We start from the raw sequence: 16057 nt of genomic DNA, 5'->3' as shown, positions 1-16057 counted from the left end.
GAATGTTTCAACCCGATCAGCTCCTGGCCCTGAACAACAGCATCGGACTGCTGGTGGTGGCCGCCCTGAATCCGAAGCAGCCAGATTTCGAAGCGCTGATCGATGAGTTCCGCCTGTGCCTGAACAACTACGACGCCTGGGCCGAGCAGTTCTGGACCGGGACCGCGCTGGACATCGAGCAGGTGTTCAAGGTTGGCAATGACGTACAACTGAGCGCGCCGATCACTTCGCGCGCACCTGTCAGCTCATCGGTGGTCATGTGTTCGGCCAGCGGGCCGCTGACCCTGGTGCATCTGTTTGAAGCAGCGCGCTTCGTACCGATCGGCGCCACCCCGGTGACCCTCGAACCGCTGCTCAGCGACGTCGACGGCGTGCTGACCTTCGGCGAACCAAAGCGCTACACCATTGGCCCGAGCGGGATCCTCGAGGTGACCGATTGCATGCGCGGCCAGCGCTATCGCGTCACCTTCTTTCCCAACGTTTCCTCCGCCCATGTCCGCGCCCTGTATGCCTCATATGAAGGGGTCATTGCCGGTCTTGAAGGCTGGCTGCGCAACGAATGGACAGGCTTCCAGCCGCAGTGGACGGAGTTTTCCAGCGCCGGTTTTCTTGATCGTTACGGGCAGTTGCAACGGGCCGATTGGCGCGGCCTGGAAAAAGCCCTGAATGGCGTCTGGGATGACATTCAGCAGCTGTTTGCCCTACTTGCCGATCTGCAGGAGCACAGCGCAAAGCTCCTCGAATACCTGAGCGAAGTCGAACTCGAGGCGCTGCTGGCGGCTTCCAGCGAGGCGATTGCCAACGCCTTGTTGATGCTCAGCGACGAGCCGTTGTTGTTCATTCATCTGGCCGCGTTCACCAGTTGGCTGAAGATGCTGCCGCCGCAATACCTCGCCGAGGTGGTGGCCGAAGTTCGCACCGAGTTGCTGATCAGCTTCCTGTTGATGCGCGTGGCGGGCGGTGCCGGCGTATCGCTGCGTTTGAGCGGCAAGGTCTTGGCGAAGATCAAGTCGCCAAGGGCGCGGGAGTGGCTGGCCGCCTCAGCCTTGCGTCTGGCTGAGCTGACTTCGACACCGGAACTCAAGCAGCACGCGAGCACGCTGAAGCCGCTGATGTTTCATGCGCGCGAAGTGGAGCTGAAGCCGACGCCATCGATTCCGCTGAACATTCGTCAGGCCGACGCGGTGGTGCTCCGCGTGCCGAATCCGGCGCCGCTCGCGCGGGAAAAATCCCAGGGCATGGCGCGCCTTGAGCGCCACGAGCCCCACGACGACGTCCCCGATCAAGCGAAAAACCCCAACGGCGACGCCGCCGATTGCGTCCCCAATACCTGCAAAAACGGCTGTCCGGTGTCGATGGTCACCGGCGAGGAACTGCTGACCCTGACCGACGCGGTGCTCGATGGCGTGCTGCCCTTCGAGTTCACCCGCTTGTACCGCAGCAGCGCGGTCGAGATCGACATCGGCCTGGGTTTCGGCTGGAGCCACACGCTGGCCCATCGCCTGGCCTTCGACGGCGATGGCGTGATCTGGATCGACCACGAAAACCGCCGCACCCGTTTTCCCCTGCCCAACGTCGCGCGCCCAGCCATTCACAACAGCCTGTCGCGTGCGGCGATCTTTCTTGGCGATGAGCCGGAAGAACTGATTCTGGCTCTGGCCGGGGAAACCGCGCGGTTCTACCACTTTCGCGCCGGCCGGCTGACCGCAATCAGCGATGTCTACGGCAATCGTCTGACCCTGCAACGCGATCGCTCCGACCGCATTCAGCGTCTGGACAATGGCGCCGGCCGTGCGCTGCTGTTGCGTTATGACCGCGCGCAACTGGTGGCGATCGATTATCAGGTGTTCGTCCAGGGCGAGTGGACCACCGAGCAAACCCTCGCCACCTACAGCTTCGATGCCCGGCAACGCCTGCTGACCGCGACCAACGCGGTCGGCGACAGCGAACGCTACGACTACGACGACCATCACGTCATCCTCCAGCGCCAGCTGACCGGCGGCGCGAGCTTCTTCTGGGAGTGGCAGCGCGAGGGCAAAGCGGCGCGCTGCGTGAGGCACTGGGCTTCGTTCTCGCAGATGAACACCCGTTACGTCTGGAACGATGACGACGCCAGCGTGACCGTGCATTACGTCGACGGCACCGAAGAAGTCTACGTCCACGACGAGCGCGCGCGACTGGTGCGCCAGGTTGCGGCCGATGGCGGCGAGCAGCTCAAGGCTTATGACCAGCAGGGGCGATTGATCGCCGAGCAGGATGCTTTGGGCGCGGTTACCGAATACCGCTATGACGAAATCGGACGGCTGATCGCGCTGGTTCCGCCGGACGATGCACCAACGTCCTACGAGTACCGCAACGGCTTTCTCTACAAGCGTTGCCGTGGTGATGCGGTGTGGATCTATCGGCGCAACGCTGAAGGCGCCGTTACCGAAGCGGTCGATCCCGACGGCCAGGTCACCCATTACTACTACAACCTGCGCGGGCAATTGCTGTCGCTGCGTTACCCGGACAGCAGCCGCCACCGCTGGGTGTGGAACGAGCTCGGCCAGCTCATCGAAGAAACCCTGCCCGATGGTGGCGTGCGGCGCTTTTCCTACGATGCGCTGGGACGGCGGATTACCACCCAGGACGAATTTGGTGTCGTCAGTCGTCAGCAGTGGGACGCGGCCGGCCGACTGATCCTGACGACTTCTCCTACGGGAAGCACGCGCGCCTACAGCTACGGCGCCTACGGCCAGATCACCGCTGAGCGCGATGAACTCGGGCGCATTACCCGCTACGAATATGACGATGATTTGCACCTGGTCTCGCGACGGATCAATCCCGACGGCACCCGCGTGCAGTACCGCTACGACCATGCGCGGTTGCTGCTGACCGAAATTGAAAACGAGTCAGGGGAAAAATACTGCCTGGATTACACGCCGACCGGATTGATCCGACAGGAAACCGGGTTTGATGGGCGGCGCACGGCGTATGCCTACGACCTCAACGGGCACCTGCTGGAGAAGACCGAGTTTGGCGAGCAGGGTTTATCGCTGGTCACCCACTACCAGCGCGATAAGGCCGGGCGCTTGCGGGTCAAAACCCTGCCCGATGGCGCCAAGATCCGCTACGACTACGATCGCCTCGGTCGGTTGATCGGCGTCGATGACGGGCAAAACCATCCGCTGGCCTTCGAGTACGACCGTCAGGACCGGCTGATCACCGAGCATCAGGGCTGGGGCACCTTGCGCTACGCCTATGACGCCTGCGGTCAGCTCAAGCGCCTGCGCCTGCCGGACAACAGCAAGCTCGATTACCACTACGCCAAGGGCGGTGCGCTGTCGGCCATCGACCTTAATGGCACGCCGCTCACGCGCCACGTCTACCAGTCCGGTCGCGAACAGCAACGCCAGCAAGGTTTGCTGTTCAGCGAATACTCCTACGACGATCAGGGCCGCTTGCTCGCCCACGCTGTAGGCCATCGCCACGCCTCGCTGTACCGCCGCGATTATGCCTACAGCGCCAACGGCAATCTCGAGCACATCGCCGACAGCCGCCACGGCCAGCGCACCTACGGCTACGACGCCCTCGACCGGTTGATCCGCGTCCGTCACTCGCGCGACGAACTGCCCGAATCCTTCGCCCACGACCCGGCGGGCAACCTGCTGATGCAGGACCGCCCCGGTCCCGCGCAGATCAAGGGCAACCGCCTGCTGATGCAAGGCGACCGCCATTACGACTACGACGCCTTCGGCAACCTGATCCGCGAACGCCGAGGCCACGGCCAGACCCTGGTCACCGAATACCGCTACGACTGCCAGCACCGCCTGATCGGCCTGACCCGCCCCGACGGCCAGACCGCCACTTATCACTACGACGCCTTCGGCCGGCGCATCCGCAAAACAATCGACGGCGCCGTCACCGAATTTTTCTGGCAAGGCGAACACCTCGTCGCCGAAAGCAGCGCCAGCCAATACCGCAGCTTCCTCTACGAACCCGGCACCTTCCGCCCGTTGGCGATGCTCGACGGCAAAGGCCCGAAAAAAGCCTGCCCGTTCTACTACCAACTCGACCACCTCGGCACCCCGCAGGAACTCACCGACTACAGCGGCGAAATCGTCTGGTCCGCGCAATACGACGCCTACGGCAAAGTCGCCGCCGTCACCCTCGCCGGCGAAGACTACCTGGATCAACCGCTGCGCTTTCAGGGGCAGTATTTCGATGTTGAAAGTGGGCTGCATTACAACCGGCATCGGTATTACGACCCAAGGCTTGGACGGTATTTAACGCCGGACCCGGTGAAGCTGGCGGGTGGGTTGAATCAGTACCAGTACGTGCCTAATCCGACGGGGTGGGTGGATCCGTTGGGGTTGACGTCCAACTGCCCTCCGCCGAATAAGCCTAGGTGTGAGGTGCCGGGGGCGAGTGATAGGGTTAAGGTTGATGAGGGGGAGCCTGATCTACCGGCCATTGCTCACGATATAGATCCACAAATTTTGAAAAGAGTACATACAATCGAGGGAAAGACCTCAACCAAGACAGTCGAGGACTATAAAAGCCAAATGCGTAACGGATACGACTCAGTGGAACCTATCGACGTCGTAGAACATGACGGGAATTTATACATTCTGGACGGACACCATCGCGCAGCAGCTGCACGGCAAACTTCGACCAATGTGACAATCAGACTCATAACCGATCTCATAAAATACGACAAAACTCTAAACAGCATTGAGGATGTACTAGAGTCAGCAAACAACGTAGGTTTAGACAGATTGGAGCATCGCAGAAGAAGATGAGTGAACAAAGTGAAACTTTGGAAATCCTGATAAATGATTTTATCGCTATGGTTGAGTCCAGCACTCTGGTATTTGAGAGAAAATTTGGCACTCGAGATATTCGAAGGCTTTGGCGCTCCAAGGCAATAAAGCGATGCGGGAGGGTCACTCGAGGCGTTAAATATGAATTGCATGGCATTGGGTGCCGAATCAACTTATCGACCGGAAGTGTAGATTTTAACTATGGCCCTAATGGTGAAATCAATGGATTTGATGTTTGGCGGCTATACAACTTCGCTCGCGAGAGACCATCAAAATATAAAAAATATTGCGACAAAAAAATTATCGAAAAAGAGTTAGAAGAATATATAAATCTAAAAAAAATAAAAAAATTGTCAGCCATAAGTAACCTATATGTATTAGCCGACTCAAAAGAAATCGATTAGACCTCACCACAAAAAGGGCCTGCTCACTCAGGCCCTCAAAACCAAATCCAAACTTTCAATCCACCCTCCTCCCCTCACTGCTCATCCCCATCCTCCTCATACTCCATATCCGCCTCATCCGCATCATTCAACGGCACCGTCGCATCATCCATCAGCGACCCGGGATCTTCATTCCCCGGATCATTGATAAACGGCAAACCACTCGGGCCCTTCTCTTCTTTGCCTTCGGTTTCGGGAGTCATGGCGCACCTCTTGAGCGTGTGGGATGTATCACGTTCGAAAAGCCCTGCCGCCAATCGTTCCTCTGCCTGACGGCCAGACACAAAAAACCCGGCGCCAGGCCGGGTTTTCGTTGATCAATCAGCGATGTTTATTTTTGTGTTTGTTCTTGTGCTTGTGGCCGCCGGAATGAGATCCGCCGTCGTCGTCGCCAAGATTGTTACCTACCGCGCCGCCTGCTGCGCCGCCCAGGCCCGCGCCAATGGCGGAGCCGGTGGAGCCGCCGAGGCTGTTGCCGACGACCGAGCCCCCTGCTGCGCCAAGACCGCCGCCAATCGCGGCTTCGGTGCGGTTGCGTTTGTTCGCGCCGACGGCACTGCCGGCCGCGCCGCCAACACCTGCGCCGACCGCTGCGCCCGTGCTGCCGCCAAGTTGTCCGCCAACCACATTACCCAGCGCACCGCCGAGACCACCGCCTACGGCAGCGGTGCCGTCTCCGGCCGCCATCGCGCCCTGCGCCACGACCAAGCCAAAAAACAGTGCAGATAATGACAATCGCATATGAACCTCGCAGTTCCCGAATCGGGACAGTCCGCCCAAGCGGGGCGTATGCAGATTGGAGATGATTTCGCATGAAACGTTCAGCCATGAAAAAGCCCGACATCGAGTCGGGCTTTTTCTGACAGGCCATCAGTCTCAGTGGCGCCTGTGACCTTTGCCCAGGTTGCTGCCGACTGCGCCGCCGGCCGCGCCGCCCAGACCTGCACCGATGGTGGCGCCGTTGCGGCCGCCCAGGCTGTTGCCGATCACCGAACCGCCGGCTGCACCGACACCGCCGCCGATCGCCGCTTTGGTGCGGCTGCCCTTGCGTGCGGCGACGGCACTGCCTGCTGCGCCCGCGACGCCAGCGCCAATGGCGGCACCGGTGCTGCCGCCCATTTTCTGACCGACCACGTTACCCAGCGCGCCACCCAGGCCACCGCCCAGCGCAGCGGTGCCATCACCGGCAGCCATCGCACCTTGAGCAACCAGAAGGCCAAGAACCAGAGCAGGCAGTGTTAAACGCATGACGAAAACCTCAAATAAACGGGATGACGAAAAGGAGCGGGATTTAATGCGCTCGGCCCAGGAAAGTCCAGACGCAGGCGACAGCGTCGTTTGGACCGCGATCAGGGAAAAGGTTTTATGCCGGGCAAAAAAAAGCCCGCTGGGGAGACGGGCTGGAGACTTGCTTTCTAACGGATGGCTTCACACTACGTTGGCCAACGTGAAAAGTTTGTGAAAAAAAACCGACATTAATGTCAATGCTTGCCAGAGATTTCAAACCCCTATTCTTGCGCACATAAAAAACCCCGTTCAGTGACGGGGTGCAGGATGAAATCACTTTCTGGTCCTTGCCGTGACCTTGGGCAGGAATTTCGCTTTCGGCCCTTTGGGGGCCGTGGATTTGATTTTGCCGATGCTCACCGGATCCTCGCCAAACCCCGACTGATACTCCGACTGACCGCAGCGCACACAATTGTTGAATGAAAACTCTGCGCCATCATCTTCGATAAATGGACCTGACATAGACTCTCCCCTACGCAACTGGGTCGACACCGACAAAACAGTTTTGCCTGGAAAATATCGCCCCTCAGCGCTTTTGAGACTAGCTGGTCACTACTGGACTTGCCGTTCAGAAAGACTGATCACCGACGAATGGAAAAAAGCGTCGTGAACGATCATTCGCTAAAGATTTCCATCGAACGGCCGCTGCCCTTACTCCTACAAATGAATCTCAAGGAGAGATCATGCAGATCAATGGATTCCCGAACATGCCAGTCGTAAAACTCACGGACGAGCAGATCGCTGCCGGCAAGGCCGGTGCGGAAAAACGCAAGGAAAAGATCGCCTCGGGTGAAATCACCATCAAATACCCAGACAAACCGCTTCTGCAACCGGGCGTCGTCTACCATCCCAGCGAGCCCGCACCATCGGCGCAGCCTGACGGGACGCCGCCCCTCGTTGCCATCGATACACCGCTGACCTATGACTCAAGAGGCGCTGTGTTGCTCAAGCCACAAGGCTGATTGACGCGAAAAAGCCCATTCGTTGTGCGAGTGGACTTTGCCTTGAACACAATGATCAGCGCAGCTTGACCGCAGTTCCGGTGACGAACACCACGACCATGCCGCCCTTGCCTGCCGGCATGCTGATCTCGAAGTCCACGCCGACCACCGCGTCAGCCTGCAATGCCCGCGCTCGATCTTTCAGTTCGTCGGTGGCCTGAATGCGTGCTTCTTTAAGAGCCCGCTCCAACGTCTGCGACCGCCCGCCAAAGAAATCGCGCATGCCGGCGAACATATCGCGGATCACGTTGACGCCCTGCACAGACTCGGCGCTGACGATGTCCAGATAGGCCGTGATCTGCCGCCCCTCGACGGAATGAGTGGTGGAAATGATCATGAAAGTCGTCCCTTTACTGCATAAGTGAAGGCAGCGATTGTAACGCGGCACCAGATCTGGCCCGTGCCTCAATTGGATTTAACGACCCACAATTGATCCAGCTTCGTCGTAAAACTCGAACTCATCATCTCCCGCCGCATGCCCCAGGCCGGATCCGCCGGCACACTCCCCGCTCGCAACGTTCCATGCCCCCAGCGCAGATTGATCTGGTCCAGCACGCCCATCACCTTCTCCGCCGTCTGCGGTTGCGACTGGGCAAACAAGTCTTCGGTAAACTCTCCGGGCTGCCGAAGATCCATCAATAACACTTCAGCCTTGCTGTACTTGAAGCCCGGCCGGAACAATCGATCAACCGCCTCGCTCGCCAGCTTGCTCAGCAATCGCACATCATTGGTCGGATAAGGCAACTCGATCAGCGCGCCATTGGCGTACTTCGCCTCTTCCGGATTGAACATACCGGTGCGGATACTCACGCGGATCTTTTTGCACAGCGAATTCTGCGCACGCAGCTTTTCCGCCGCTCGATGCACATAAGTCGCCACGGCTTCCTTGATCGGCTCGATGGTAGTCAAACGGTTGCCAAACATGCGGCTGCTGCAAATTTCCTGCTTCGGCGGTTCCGTCTCGGACAGTTCCAGACAGGATGTGCCACCCAGTTCGCGCGCGGTCTTCTCGATCACCACGCTGAACTTGCGCCGCAGCGTCCACGGATCGGCCTTCGCCAGGTCCATCGCACTTCTGATCTGCATGCTTTCCAGATGAGCTTTCATCCGCCGACCGACGCCCCACACTTCACCGACATCGGTATTGCGCAGCACCCAGTCGCGTTTGGACGGATCGCAGATGTCGACCACGCCGCCGGTATGCGCTTGCAGGCGTTTCGCGGTGTGGTTGGCGAGCTTGGCCAGCGTTTTCGTGGGGGCGATGCCGACGCCGACCGGGATGCCGGTGCGCTTATAAACGGCAGAGCGAATGGTTCGGCCAAAACCTGTCAGGTCCCCAGGAATGCCGCTGAGATCGGCGAACGCCTCATCAATGCTGTAAACCTCGACCGCCGGCACCATGGATTCGATGATCGTCATCACCCGTTCGCTCATGTCGCCGTACAACGCGTAATTACTGCTGAACACCTGAATGCCGTGGCGGCGCAGATCATCACGAATCTGAAAATACGGCGCGCCCATTTTCACAAAAGGTTTGGCATCGTAGCTGCGCGCGATCACGCAGCCATCGTTATTGCTCAGCACGACAATCGGCGTCTTCGCCAGATCGGGCCGGAACACTCGCTCACAGCTGGCATAGAAACTGTTGCAATCGATCAGCGCGAAAACCTGCTCACGATTTGCCATGGTCGCGCACGCTGTAAGTCACCACACCCCAGATCACCAGCTCATCCCCTTCCATCACGTAGCGAGGCGGGTATTTGCTGTTGGCCGAAAGAAGAATGATCGTGTTATCGCGCATGTGCAGGCGCTTACAGACAGGTTCGGAGTTGAGACCGGCGATGACGATATCGCCGTGCTCGGCATTCAGGCTGCGATCAACAATCACCAGATCACCGCAAAATATCCCGGCGTCCTGCATGCTCTCGCCTTCGATCTTCGCCAGATAAACGTGCGGCGCACGAATATCAAAAACCTCGTCCAGAGAGATGTGCTTTTCAATGTGATCAGCCGCCGGCGAAGGAAAACCGGCGGGAATCCGAAACGAATACAGCGCAAGCTGTTCGCCCGCGCCTGACAAAGGGCCGAGGATGGTGACGCTCATGATACGAACCTGATAGTGAGTTTACTGTATGCGCATACAGTAAACTCGGGACGGTTCGGGGGGTCAATGAGGCGTGTAGGAGATTTCGACGGGTGACAGGGTTTTGTATAGCTTTGGAGAGAGAATGATCACCAAAACACATTTCATGGATGCCGAGCACCAACGGTCCCATATGACCATTTTCCAGACACCAAAAACCACAAACCCCCGACTTTCTCTAGGAAAATCAGGGGTTTTGTGTTTACTAAATGTGGCGGTGAAGGAGAGATTCGAACTCTCGATACAGTTTCCTGTATACACACTTTCCAGGCGTGCTCCTTAAGCCACTCGGACACTTCACCGTATCCCTGCAGACATGTTCTGTCTGTCGAGGCGCGCTAATGTAGTCGAAAGCTTTTCCGATGGCAAACTTTTTTTCAGAATTTTCATGCGCTTAAGAGAGGCCGTTGCGTTCAGCCAGAGCGGACGATGGCAAACCTGCCAATCTCGGGTAAACCGTGCGCTCCCTTTATAGAAGGCAACACGCGCGCAGCGCTGGCCGAAGCGCAAAACGGTGACTGGCAGGTCAGTCACGGCGCTTTACCTGGCCTGCGGCGGTGGGTAACGTCTGCCCATCTTTCTAATAAGGAATAGCGTCATGAGCGAGTTGATTGCCTACCACCTCGAAGACGGTATCGCGACCCTGACCCTGAACAATGGCAAGGTCAACGCGATTTCTCCGGATGTGATTGCGGCGTTTAACGCGGCGCTGGATCAGGCGGTGGCGGATCGCGCCGTGGTGATCATTACCGGGCAGCCGGGCATTCTTTCGGGTGGTTATGACCTGAAGGTGATGACGGCCGGCCCGAAAGAGGCCGTTGCGCTGGTGACGGCCGGTTCGACCCTGGCGCGCCGCCTGCTCTCTCACCCGTTCCCGGTGATCGTTGCTTGCCCGGGGCACGCCGTGGCCAAGGGTGCTTTCCTGCTGTTGTCCGCCGATTACCGCATCGGTGTCGACGGCCCGTTCAGCATCGGTCTGAACGAAGTGCAGATCGGCATGACCATGCACCATGCCGGTATCGAGCTGGCACGCGACCGCTTGCGGCGTTCGGCTTTCCATCGCTCGGTAATCAATGGCGAGATGTTCGATCCGCAAAGTGCCGTTGATGCAGGCTTCCTCGACAAAGTCGTCACTGCCGAAGAATTGCAGGGCGCCGCGCTGGCTGCCGCGCGTCAGTTGAAGAAGATCAACATGCTGGCGCACAAGAACACCAAGCTCAAAGTGCGCAAGCAACTGCTGGAAACCCTCGACGACGCGATCCTGCAGGATCAGCAACATCTGGGCTGACTCGTCCAAAATCTGCCGGTAAGAGAATAGCCCGACCTTGGTCGGGCTTTTTCTTACGTTCAGCGTTGAAGATTCGCTGAAAGCTCTAGGACACGCCTGACAGGCAACGCTGAAACATGCGCTTAAACATCGGCCATCTCCGGACTCTATAGCGGCAATTGCCGAAAACAGTGCACATCCGTACACTGCGCCACCTTTTGTCCCGGTGGGCCTGCAAAAATGCTGTTTGTGTTTCGTATGTTGTTGATGGGCCTGCACTTTATTCTGGCCGGCGTGCTCGGCGTGATCCTTGGATTGTGCCGCCCGTTCAACCCGGACAACAGTCGACTGTGCGCCCGCCTCTACGCTTTGCCGGCGATGTGTATCTTGCGTTTGCGGGTCAGGTCCGAGGTCAACGGCTTGATGAACAAGCCCGACAGTTGCGTGATCATTGCCAACCATCAGTCTAACTACGATCTGTTCGTGTTCGGCAATGTCGTCCCCCGCCGCACCGTGTGTATCGGCAAGAAAAGCCTGAAGTGGGTGCCGTTGTTCGGCCAGTTGTTCTGGCTGGCCGGCAATGTGTTGATCGACCGTGGCAATGCGCACAAGGCGCGGCAGTCGATGCTGACGACGACCCACACCTTGCAGAACGAAGACACCTCGATCTGGGTGTTTCCGGAAGGCACCCGCAACCTCGGTGAAGATCTGTTGCCGTTCAAGAAAGGCGCGTTTCAGATGGCGATTGCTGCCGGCGTACCGATCGTTCCGGTGTGCGTGAGCAGCTATATCAAACACATGCGCCTGAATCGCTGGCGCAGCGGCAACGTTCTCATACGTTCCTTGCCGGCGATTCCTACAGTCGGAATGACCATGGACGACATGCCCATGCTGATCGAGCGATGCCGCGAGCAGATGCGCGAGTGCATCGAATCGATGGATCGGCAACTGCAAGCCGCGTGAAACCAAACCCGCCCCGTGCGGGTTTTCTTTTGCCGGGTGAACTGTAGAAGTTTCACTGACTCTCAAGCAGCGACACGGCTAAGCTGAAGCCTAGTTTCCCTGCCATCTGCCAAGAAGAAGTGAATCACCACCATGGGTCGAGTTGTTGCTGCTGCGGTGTACAGCGAGGGTAAGAAAGTCTCCAATATTTCGCTGGACGAAGGTGCTGCCTGGGCCGCCAAACCCGGCCACTTCGTCTGGATCGGTCTGGAAGAACCGGACGCACAGGAATTATCCAACCTGCAACGACAGTTCAACCTGCATGAACTGGCCATCGAAGACGCGCTGGAAAAACACAGCCGACCAAAACTGGAAACCTTTGGTGACGCACTGTTTATCGTCACCTACTCACCAGTTCGCGAAAACGGCGTTTTGCAATTCATCGAAACGCATATCTTCGCCGGCAGGGGTTACATCATTACCGCACGCAACGGCCATTCCGCGTCGTACGCCTATGTGCGTCAACGCTGTGAGGCGCGTCCGCTGTTGCTCGAGCACGGGGAAGATTTCGTCCTGTATGCGCTGCTCGATTTCGTCATCGAAAACTATCAGCCGGTGGGCGAAGCGATCCACGCCGAGATCGATGAGCTGGAGCGCAATGTGCTGTGCAGCGCGCTCAACGAGCGCGACATCCAGAAGCTGCACGGTCTGCGCCGCGATGTGGTGCGCTTGCGTCGGTACGCGGCACCGATGGTGGAGATCGGCGAGGAGCTGCAAAAGCTCAGTTTCCCGTTCATCGACAAGAACATGCGCCCATACTTTCGCGATGTGCAGATTCATGTAACGCGGCAGATGGAAGACCTGACCACGCTGGCGGACATTGCCAGCCAGACCATCGAGATTGGCGTGTTGCTTGAGGCATCACGGCAGAGCGTGGTGCAGCGCAAGTTTGCAGCGTGGGCGGCGATTCTGGCGTTCCCGACTGCGGTAGCGGGGATCTACGGGATGAATTTCCAGAACATGCCCGAGTTGACCTGGCACTACGGTTATTTTGCAGTGCTGGGGTTTATTGCGGTGGGGTGTGTGAGTTTGTGGGCGAGCTTCAAGCGGTCCGGGTGGCTGTAGCCGGGACCGCGTTGCCCCGGAGATTCGCGAGCAGGCTCGCTCCCACAGGGATTGTGGGAGCAGGGCCTTTTAGCGTTGAGCCGTTTCTGGTTTGTGCGCCACGAAGCGCATCATCCACTCCGCAACCGTAGCGCCATGATGTTCCTGCTCAAGGCTGGCCATGCCTTTGCTGTAAATCTGCGAACCCAGCGCTTCCTGGCGCAGATCGAGCAGCGCCCGCGAGTAATCGTGAATGAATTCCGGGTGACCCTGGAAGCACAGCACTTGATCGTTGATGTGATACGCCGCGAACGGGCAGAAATCGCTGGAGGCGATGACCGTGGCGTTTTCCGGAAGCTCGGTTACCTGATCCTGATGACTGATCAGCAGTGTCAGCTCTTCGCGCACCGGGCTCATCCACGGTGCCTTGGCTGCCAGCTTGTAATTGTGAGTACCGACGCCCCAACCCTGGGAGGCCCGCTCGCTCTTGCCGCCAAGCAGCAACGCCAGCAATTGGTGGCCGAAGCACACGCCGAGCAGTTTGTCGCCGCGTTCGTAGCGATCCAAAAGGTACGTCTTGAGGGTCTGGATCCACGGATCCGTACCGAACGAATCGGCTTTGCTGCCGGTGACCAGATACGCATCGAAAATCTCGTCGTCGCTAGGATACTCACCCTTCACCACGTTATAGACAGTGAAATCAGCGGCGATCGGTTGTTGCGAGAACAGCCGCTGAAACATGTGCCCATAGCCCTGATATTGGTCAATCAATTCGGGCCGCAGGATGTCGGTTTCGAGAATGCAGATGCGCAGCGACATAAAAAATACCTGACACGTGATGGGAATAATGAACACCCCAGAGCCTGCCCTGAAACACCCGGCCAAGGCAAGCCCCGAAATGCTCGCCGGCCCTAGAACATTTCACCTTTCGCCGCTTTGTCCAGCAGCAGCGCTGGCGGGGTAAAACGCTCGCCGTATTGCTCGGCCAGATACTGCGCGCGGGCGATGAAGTCCTCCAGGCCATACTGGTTGATGAACTGCAGCGCACCGCCGGTCCACGCGGCGAAACCGATGCCGAAGATCGAGCCGACGTTGGCATCCGCCGTCGAGGTCAGCACGCCCTCCTCCACACAGCGCACGGTTTCGATGGCCTGCACGAACAACAGACGATCACGCACATCCTTCGCAGAGATCTGTCCGTCGGCCTTCTCGAAGCGCGTTTTCAGCTCCGGCCACAAATGCTTCTGCGAGCCCGCTGGATACTCATAAAAACCGCCTCCGGCAGCTTTGCCCGGTCGCTTGAATTCATTGAGCATCAAGTCAATCACGGCGAAGGCCGGGTGCTCAATCAGCGGTTTCCCTTCAGCCTGTAGGTCCTTGGCCGTCTGTTGACGGATATGGCTCATCAGGCTGAGGGAAACTTCGTCGGAGATTGCCAGAGGCCCGACCGGCATCCCGGCCTTGCGCGCTTCGGTCTCGATCATCGGCGCACTGACACCCTCGCCGAGCATGGCGATGCCCTCGTTGGTGAACGTGCCGAAAACCCGCGAGGTAAAGAAGCCGCGACTGTCATTGACCACGATCGGGGTCTTTTTGATTTGCAGAACGAAGTCGAAACCGCGAGCGAGAGTTTCGTCGCTGGTCTGCGCGCCCTTGATGATTTCCACCAGCGGCATTTTTTCCACCGGACTGAAGAAATGCAGGCCGATGAATTTGCTTTGATCGGGCACGGCCGTCGCCAGGCCGGTGATCGGCAGGGTCGATGTGTTGGAGGCGATGACAGCGTCGCCACCCACCACCTGTTGCGCGTCGGCAGATACCTTGGCTTTGAGCTGGCGATCCTCGAACACCGCTTCGATGATCAGATCGCAACCGGCCAGATCGCCATCGCTTTCGCTCGCAACGATGCGCGCCAGCACCGCCTCGCGCTGTTCGACAGTCAGCTGGCCACGGGCAACTTTTTTATCCAGCAGCGCCGCGGAATGCGCCTTACCTTTCTCGGCAGCAGCGAGATTGATGTCCTTGAGGACGACTTCGATACCGGCCGAGGCGCTGACAAACGCGATGCCCGCGCCCATCATTCCGGCGCCGAGCACGCCGATTTTCCGGGTTTTACAGGGCGCAAAACCTTGCGGTCTGGAACCGCCGGCGTTGATTTCGTTCAACTGGAACCAGAACGTGCCGATCAGGTTTTTCGAAATCTGCCCGGTCGTCAGCTCGGTGAAGTAGCGGGTTTCGATCAGGTGCGCGGTGTCGAAATCGACCTGAGCGCCCTCCACCGCCGCGCATAGAATCTTCTCCGGCGCCGGCAGGGTGCCGTGGGTTTTCGCGCGCAGGATCGACGGCGCAATCGCCAGCATCTGCGCCACTTTCGGGCTCGATGGCGTGCCGCCAGGAATCTGGTAGCCCTTCACGTCCCAGCGCTGCACTGCCGTCGGATTGGCGAGAATCCAGGCGCGCGCCTTGGCCAGCAGCTCATCGCGATTCGCTGCCAGTTCATCAATCAGCCCGGCCTGCAACGCCTGTTGCGGGCGCACCTTCTTGCCTTCAAGCAAGTACGGCAGGGCTTTTTCGATGCCGAGCATGCGCACCATGCGCACCACCCCGCCGCCGCCCGGCAGCAGGCCCAGGGTCACTTCCGGCAGACCGAGTTGCACCGAAGCGTCATCAACAGCAATGCGGTGGTGACAGGCCAGACAGATCTCCCAGCCGCCGCCCAGCGCAGCGCCGTTGATCGCCGCGACCACCGGTTTGCCGAGGATTTCCAGGCTGCGCAATTGCGCCTTGAGGGTCAGCACCATGTCGTAGAAGGCTTTGGCTTCGGGCTTGCCGACCTTGATCAGTTCATTGAGGTCGCCGCCGGCAAAAAAGGTTTTCTTCGCCGAGGTGATGATCACTCCGGCGATGCTGTCCTTCTCCGCTGACAAACGAGCAACGCAAGCGGCCATGGCCTCGCGATACACGGCGTTCATGGTGTTGGCGCTCTGGCCCGGCATGTCCATGGTCAGCACGACGATACCGTCCTGGCCTTTTTCGTAACGAATGGCTTCGCTCATAACAGGGTTCCT

General features: G+C 58.7%; 16 protein-coding genes and 1 tRNA gene. 6 read left to right on the top strand and 11 right to left on the bottom strand.

What is annotated here, in order from left to right:
• Positions 1 to 2 precede the first annotated feature (2 nt).
• Positions 3 to 4781, top strand: a complete 4779-nt coding sequence (locus tag ACZ9BE_RS06505; protein WP_476249073.1) for an RHS repeat-associated core domain-containing protein — start codon at positions 3 to 5, stop codon at positions 4779 to 4781.
• Positions 4778 to 5206, top strand: a complete 429-nt coding sequence (locus ACZ9BE_RS06500; protein ID WP_252869069.1) for a DUF6896 domain-containing protein — start codon at positions 4778 to 4780, stop codon at positions 5204 to 5206. The genes ACZ9BE_RS06505 and ACZ9BE_RS06500 overlap by 4 nt, the downstream gene beginning before the upstream one ends.
• A 74-nt stretch (positions 5207 to 5280) precedes the next feature.
• Here the strand turns inward: ACZ9BE_RS06500 and ACZ9BE_RS06495 are convergent, their stop codons facing one another.
• The 4 genes from ACZ9BE_RS06495 to ACZ9BE_RS06480 form a co-directional block, all read right to left on the bottom strand.
• The gene (locus ACZ9BE_RS06495; protein ID WP_016773805.1) at positions 5281 to 5448 is read right to left on the bottom strand and encodes a hypothetical protein; all 168 of its coding nucleotides are present in this window, start codon (positions 5446 to 5448) and stop codon (positions 5281 to 5283) included.
• Between the two features lie 118 nt (positions 5449 to 5566).
• Positions 5567 to 5986: a YMGG-like glycine zipper-containing protein gene (locus ACZ9BE_RS06490; RefSeq protein WP_024012287.1), complete on the bottom strand. Its 420-nt coding sequence runs from the start codon at positions 5984 to 5986 to the stop codon at positions 5567 to 5569.
• Between the two features lie 135 nt (positions 5987 to 6121).
• A complete protein-coding gene (locus ACZ9BE_RS06485; RefSeq protein WP_252869068.1) occupies positions 6122 to 6493 on the bottom strand; it encodes a bacteriocin in 372 nt (123 codons plus the stop codon).
• Between the two features lie 312 nt (positions 6494 to 6805).
• Entirely contained in the window at positions 6806 to 6994 is a 189-nt protein-coding gene (locus ACZ9BE_RS06480; protein WP_024012286.1) for a hypothetical protein, read from the bottom strand.
• A 221-nt stretch (positions 6995 to 7215) separates the two neighbouring features.
• Here ACZ9BE_RS06480 and ACZ9BE_RS06475 point away from each other — a divergent pair, with 221 nt between their 5' ends.
• On the top strand, positions 7216 to 7494 hold the full coding sequence (locus ACZ9BE_RS06475; RefSeq protein WP_476249072.1) for a hypothetical protein: 279 nt from the start codon (positions 7216 to 7218) through the stop codon (positions 7492 to 7494).
• A 55-nt stretch (positions 7495 to 7549) separates the two neighbouring features.
• Here the strand turns inward: ACZ9BE_RS06475 and ACZ9BE_RS06470 are convergent, their stop codons facing one another.
• The 5 genes from ACZ9BE_RS06470 to ACZ9BE_RS06450 all read right to left on the bottom strand — a co-directional run bounded on the left by ACZ9BE_RS06470 (position 7550) and on the right by ACZ9BE_RS06450 (position 10210).
• Entirely contained in the window at positions 7550 to 7870 is a 321-nt protein-coding gene (locus ACZ9BE_RS06470) for a YbjQ family protein (RefSeq protein WP_016773801.1), read from the bottom strand.
• Positions 7871 to 7938: 68 nt separating this feature from the next.
• Positions 7939 to 9219 (bottom strand): Y-family DNA polymerase, encoded by a 1281-nt coding sequence (locus tag ACZ9BE_RS06465; protein ID WP_476249071.1) that lies wholly within the window; start codon positions 9217 to 9219, stop codon positions 7939 to 7941.
• The gene (locus ACZ9BE_RS06460) at positions 9206 to 9637 is read right to left on the bottom strand and encodes a LexA family protein (protein ID WP_041479371.1); all 432 of its coding nucleotides are present in this window, start codon (positions 9635 to 9637) and stop codon (positions 9206 to 9208) included. Before ACZ9BE_RS06460 ends, ACZ9BE_RS06465 begins: the two co-directional genes overlap by 14 nt.
• Positions 9638 to 9888: 251 nt before the next feature.
• A tRNA-Ser gene (locus tag ACZ9BE_RS06455) sits at positions 9889 to 9978 on the bottom strand.
• Positions 9974 to 10210 (bottom strand): hypothetical protein, encoded by a 237-nt coding sequence (locus ACZ9BE_RS06450; protein WP_476249070.1) that lies wholly within the window; start codon positions 10208 to 10210, stop codon positions 9974 to 9976. The genes ACZ9BE_RS06455 and ACZ9BE_RS06450 overlap by 5 nt, the downstream gene beginning before the upstream one ends.
• A 64-nt stretch (positions 10211 to 10274) precedes the next feature.
• On the opposite strand from ACZ9BE_RS06450, the gene ACZ9BE_RS06445 reads away from it, so the two are divergent.
• From ACZ9BE_RS06445 to ACZ9BE_RS06435, 3 genes are all read left to right on the top strand, one after another.
• On the top strand, positions 10275 to 10964 hold the full coding sequence (locus tag ACZ9BE_RS06445) for a crotonase/enoyl-CoA hydratase family protein (protein ID WP_076566844.1): 690 nt from the start codon (positions 10275 to 10277) through the stop codon (positions 10962 to 10964).
• 219 nt (positions 10965 to 11183) lie between these two features.
• Positions 11184 to 11906, top strand: coding sequence for a 1-acylglycerol-3-phosphate O-acyltransferase (locus tag ACZ9BE_RS06440; protein WP_252869066.1), 723 nt, complete (start codon positions 11184 to 11186; stop codon positions 11904 to 11906).
• 132 nt (positions 11907 to 12038) lie between these two features.
• The gene (locus tag ACZ9BE_RS06435) at positions 12039 to 13010 is read left to right on the top strand and encodes a magnesium and cobalt transport protein CorA (protein ID WP_041479369.1); all 972 of its coding nucleotides are present in this window, start codon (positions 12039 to 12041) and stop codon (positions 13008 to 13010) included.
• A gap of 69 nt (positions 13011 to 13079) precedes the next feature.
• Here the strand turns inward: ACZ9BE_RS06435 and ACZ9BE_RS06430 are convergent, their stop codons facing one another.
• Positions 13080 to 13808 (bottom strand): amidotransferase, encoded by a 729-nt coding sequence (locus ACZ9BE_RS06430; protein ID WP_252869065.1) that lies wholly within the window; start codon positions 13806 to 13808, stop codon positions 13080 to 13082.
• A gap of 92 nt (positions 13809 to 13900) precedes the next feature.
• The gene (locus ACZ9BE_RS06425; protein ID WP_476249069.1) at positions 13901 to 16045 is read right to left on the bottom strand and encodes a 3-hydroxyacyl-CoA dehydrogenase NAD-binding domain-containing protein; all 2145 of its coding nucleotides are present in this window, start codon (positions 16043 to 16045) and stop codon (positions 13901 to 13903) included.
• Positions 16046 to 16057: the final 12 nt, after the last annotated feature.

Source organism: Pseudomonas sp. TE9122 (genome assembly GCF_056278925.1).
This window is presented reverse-complemented; position numbering and strand designations above follow the sequence as displayed.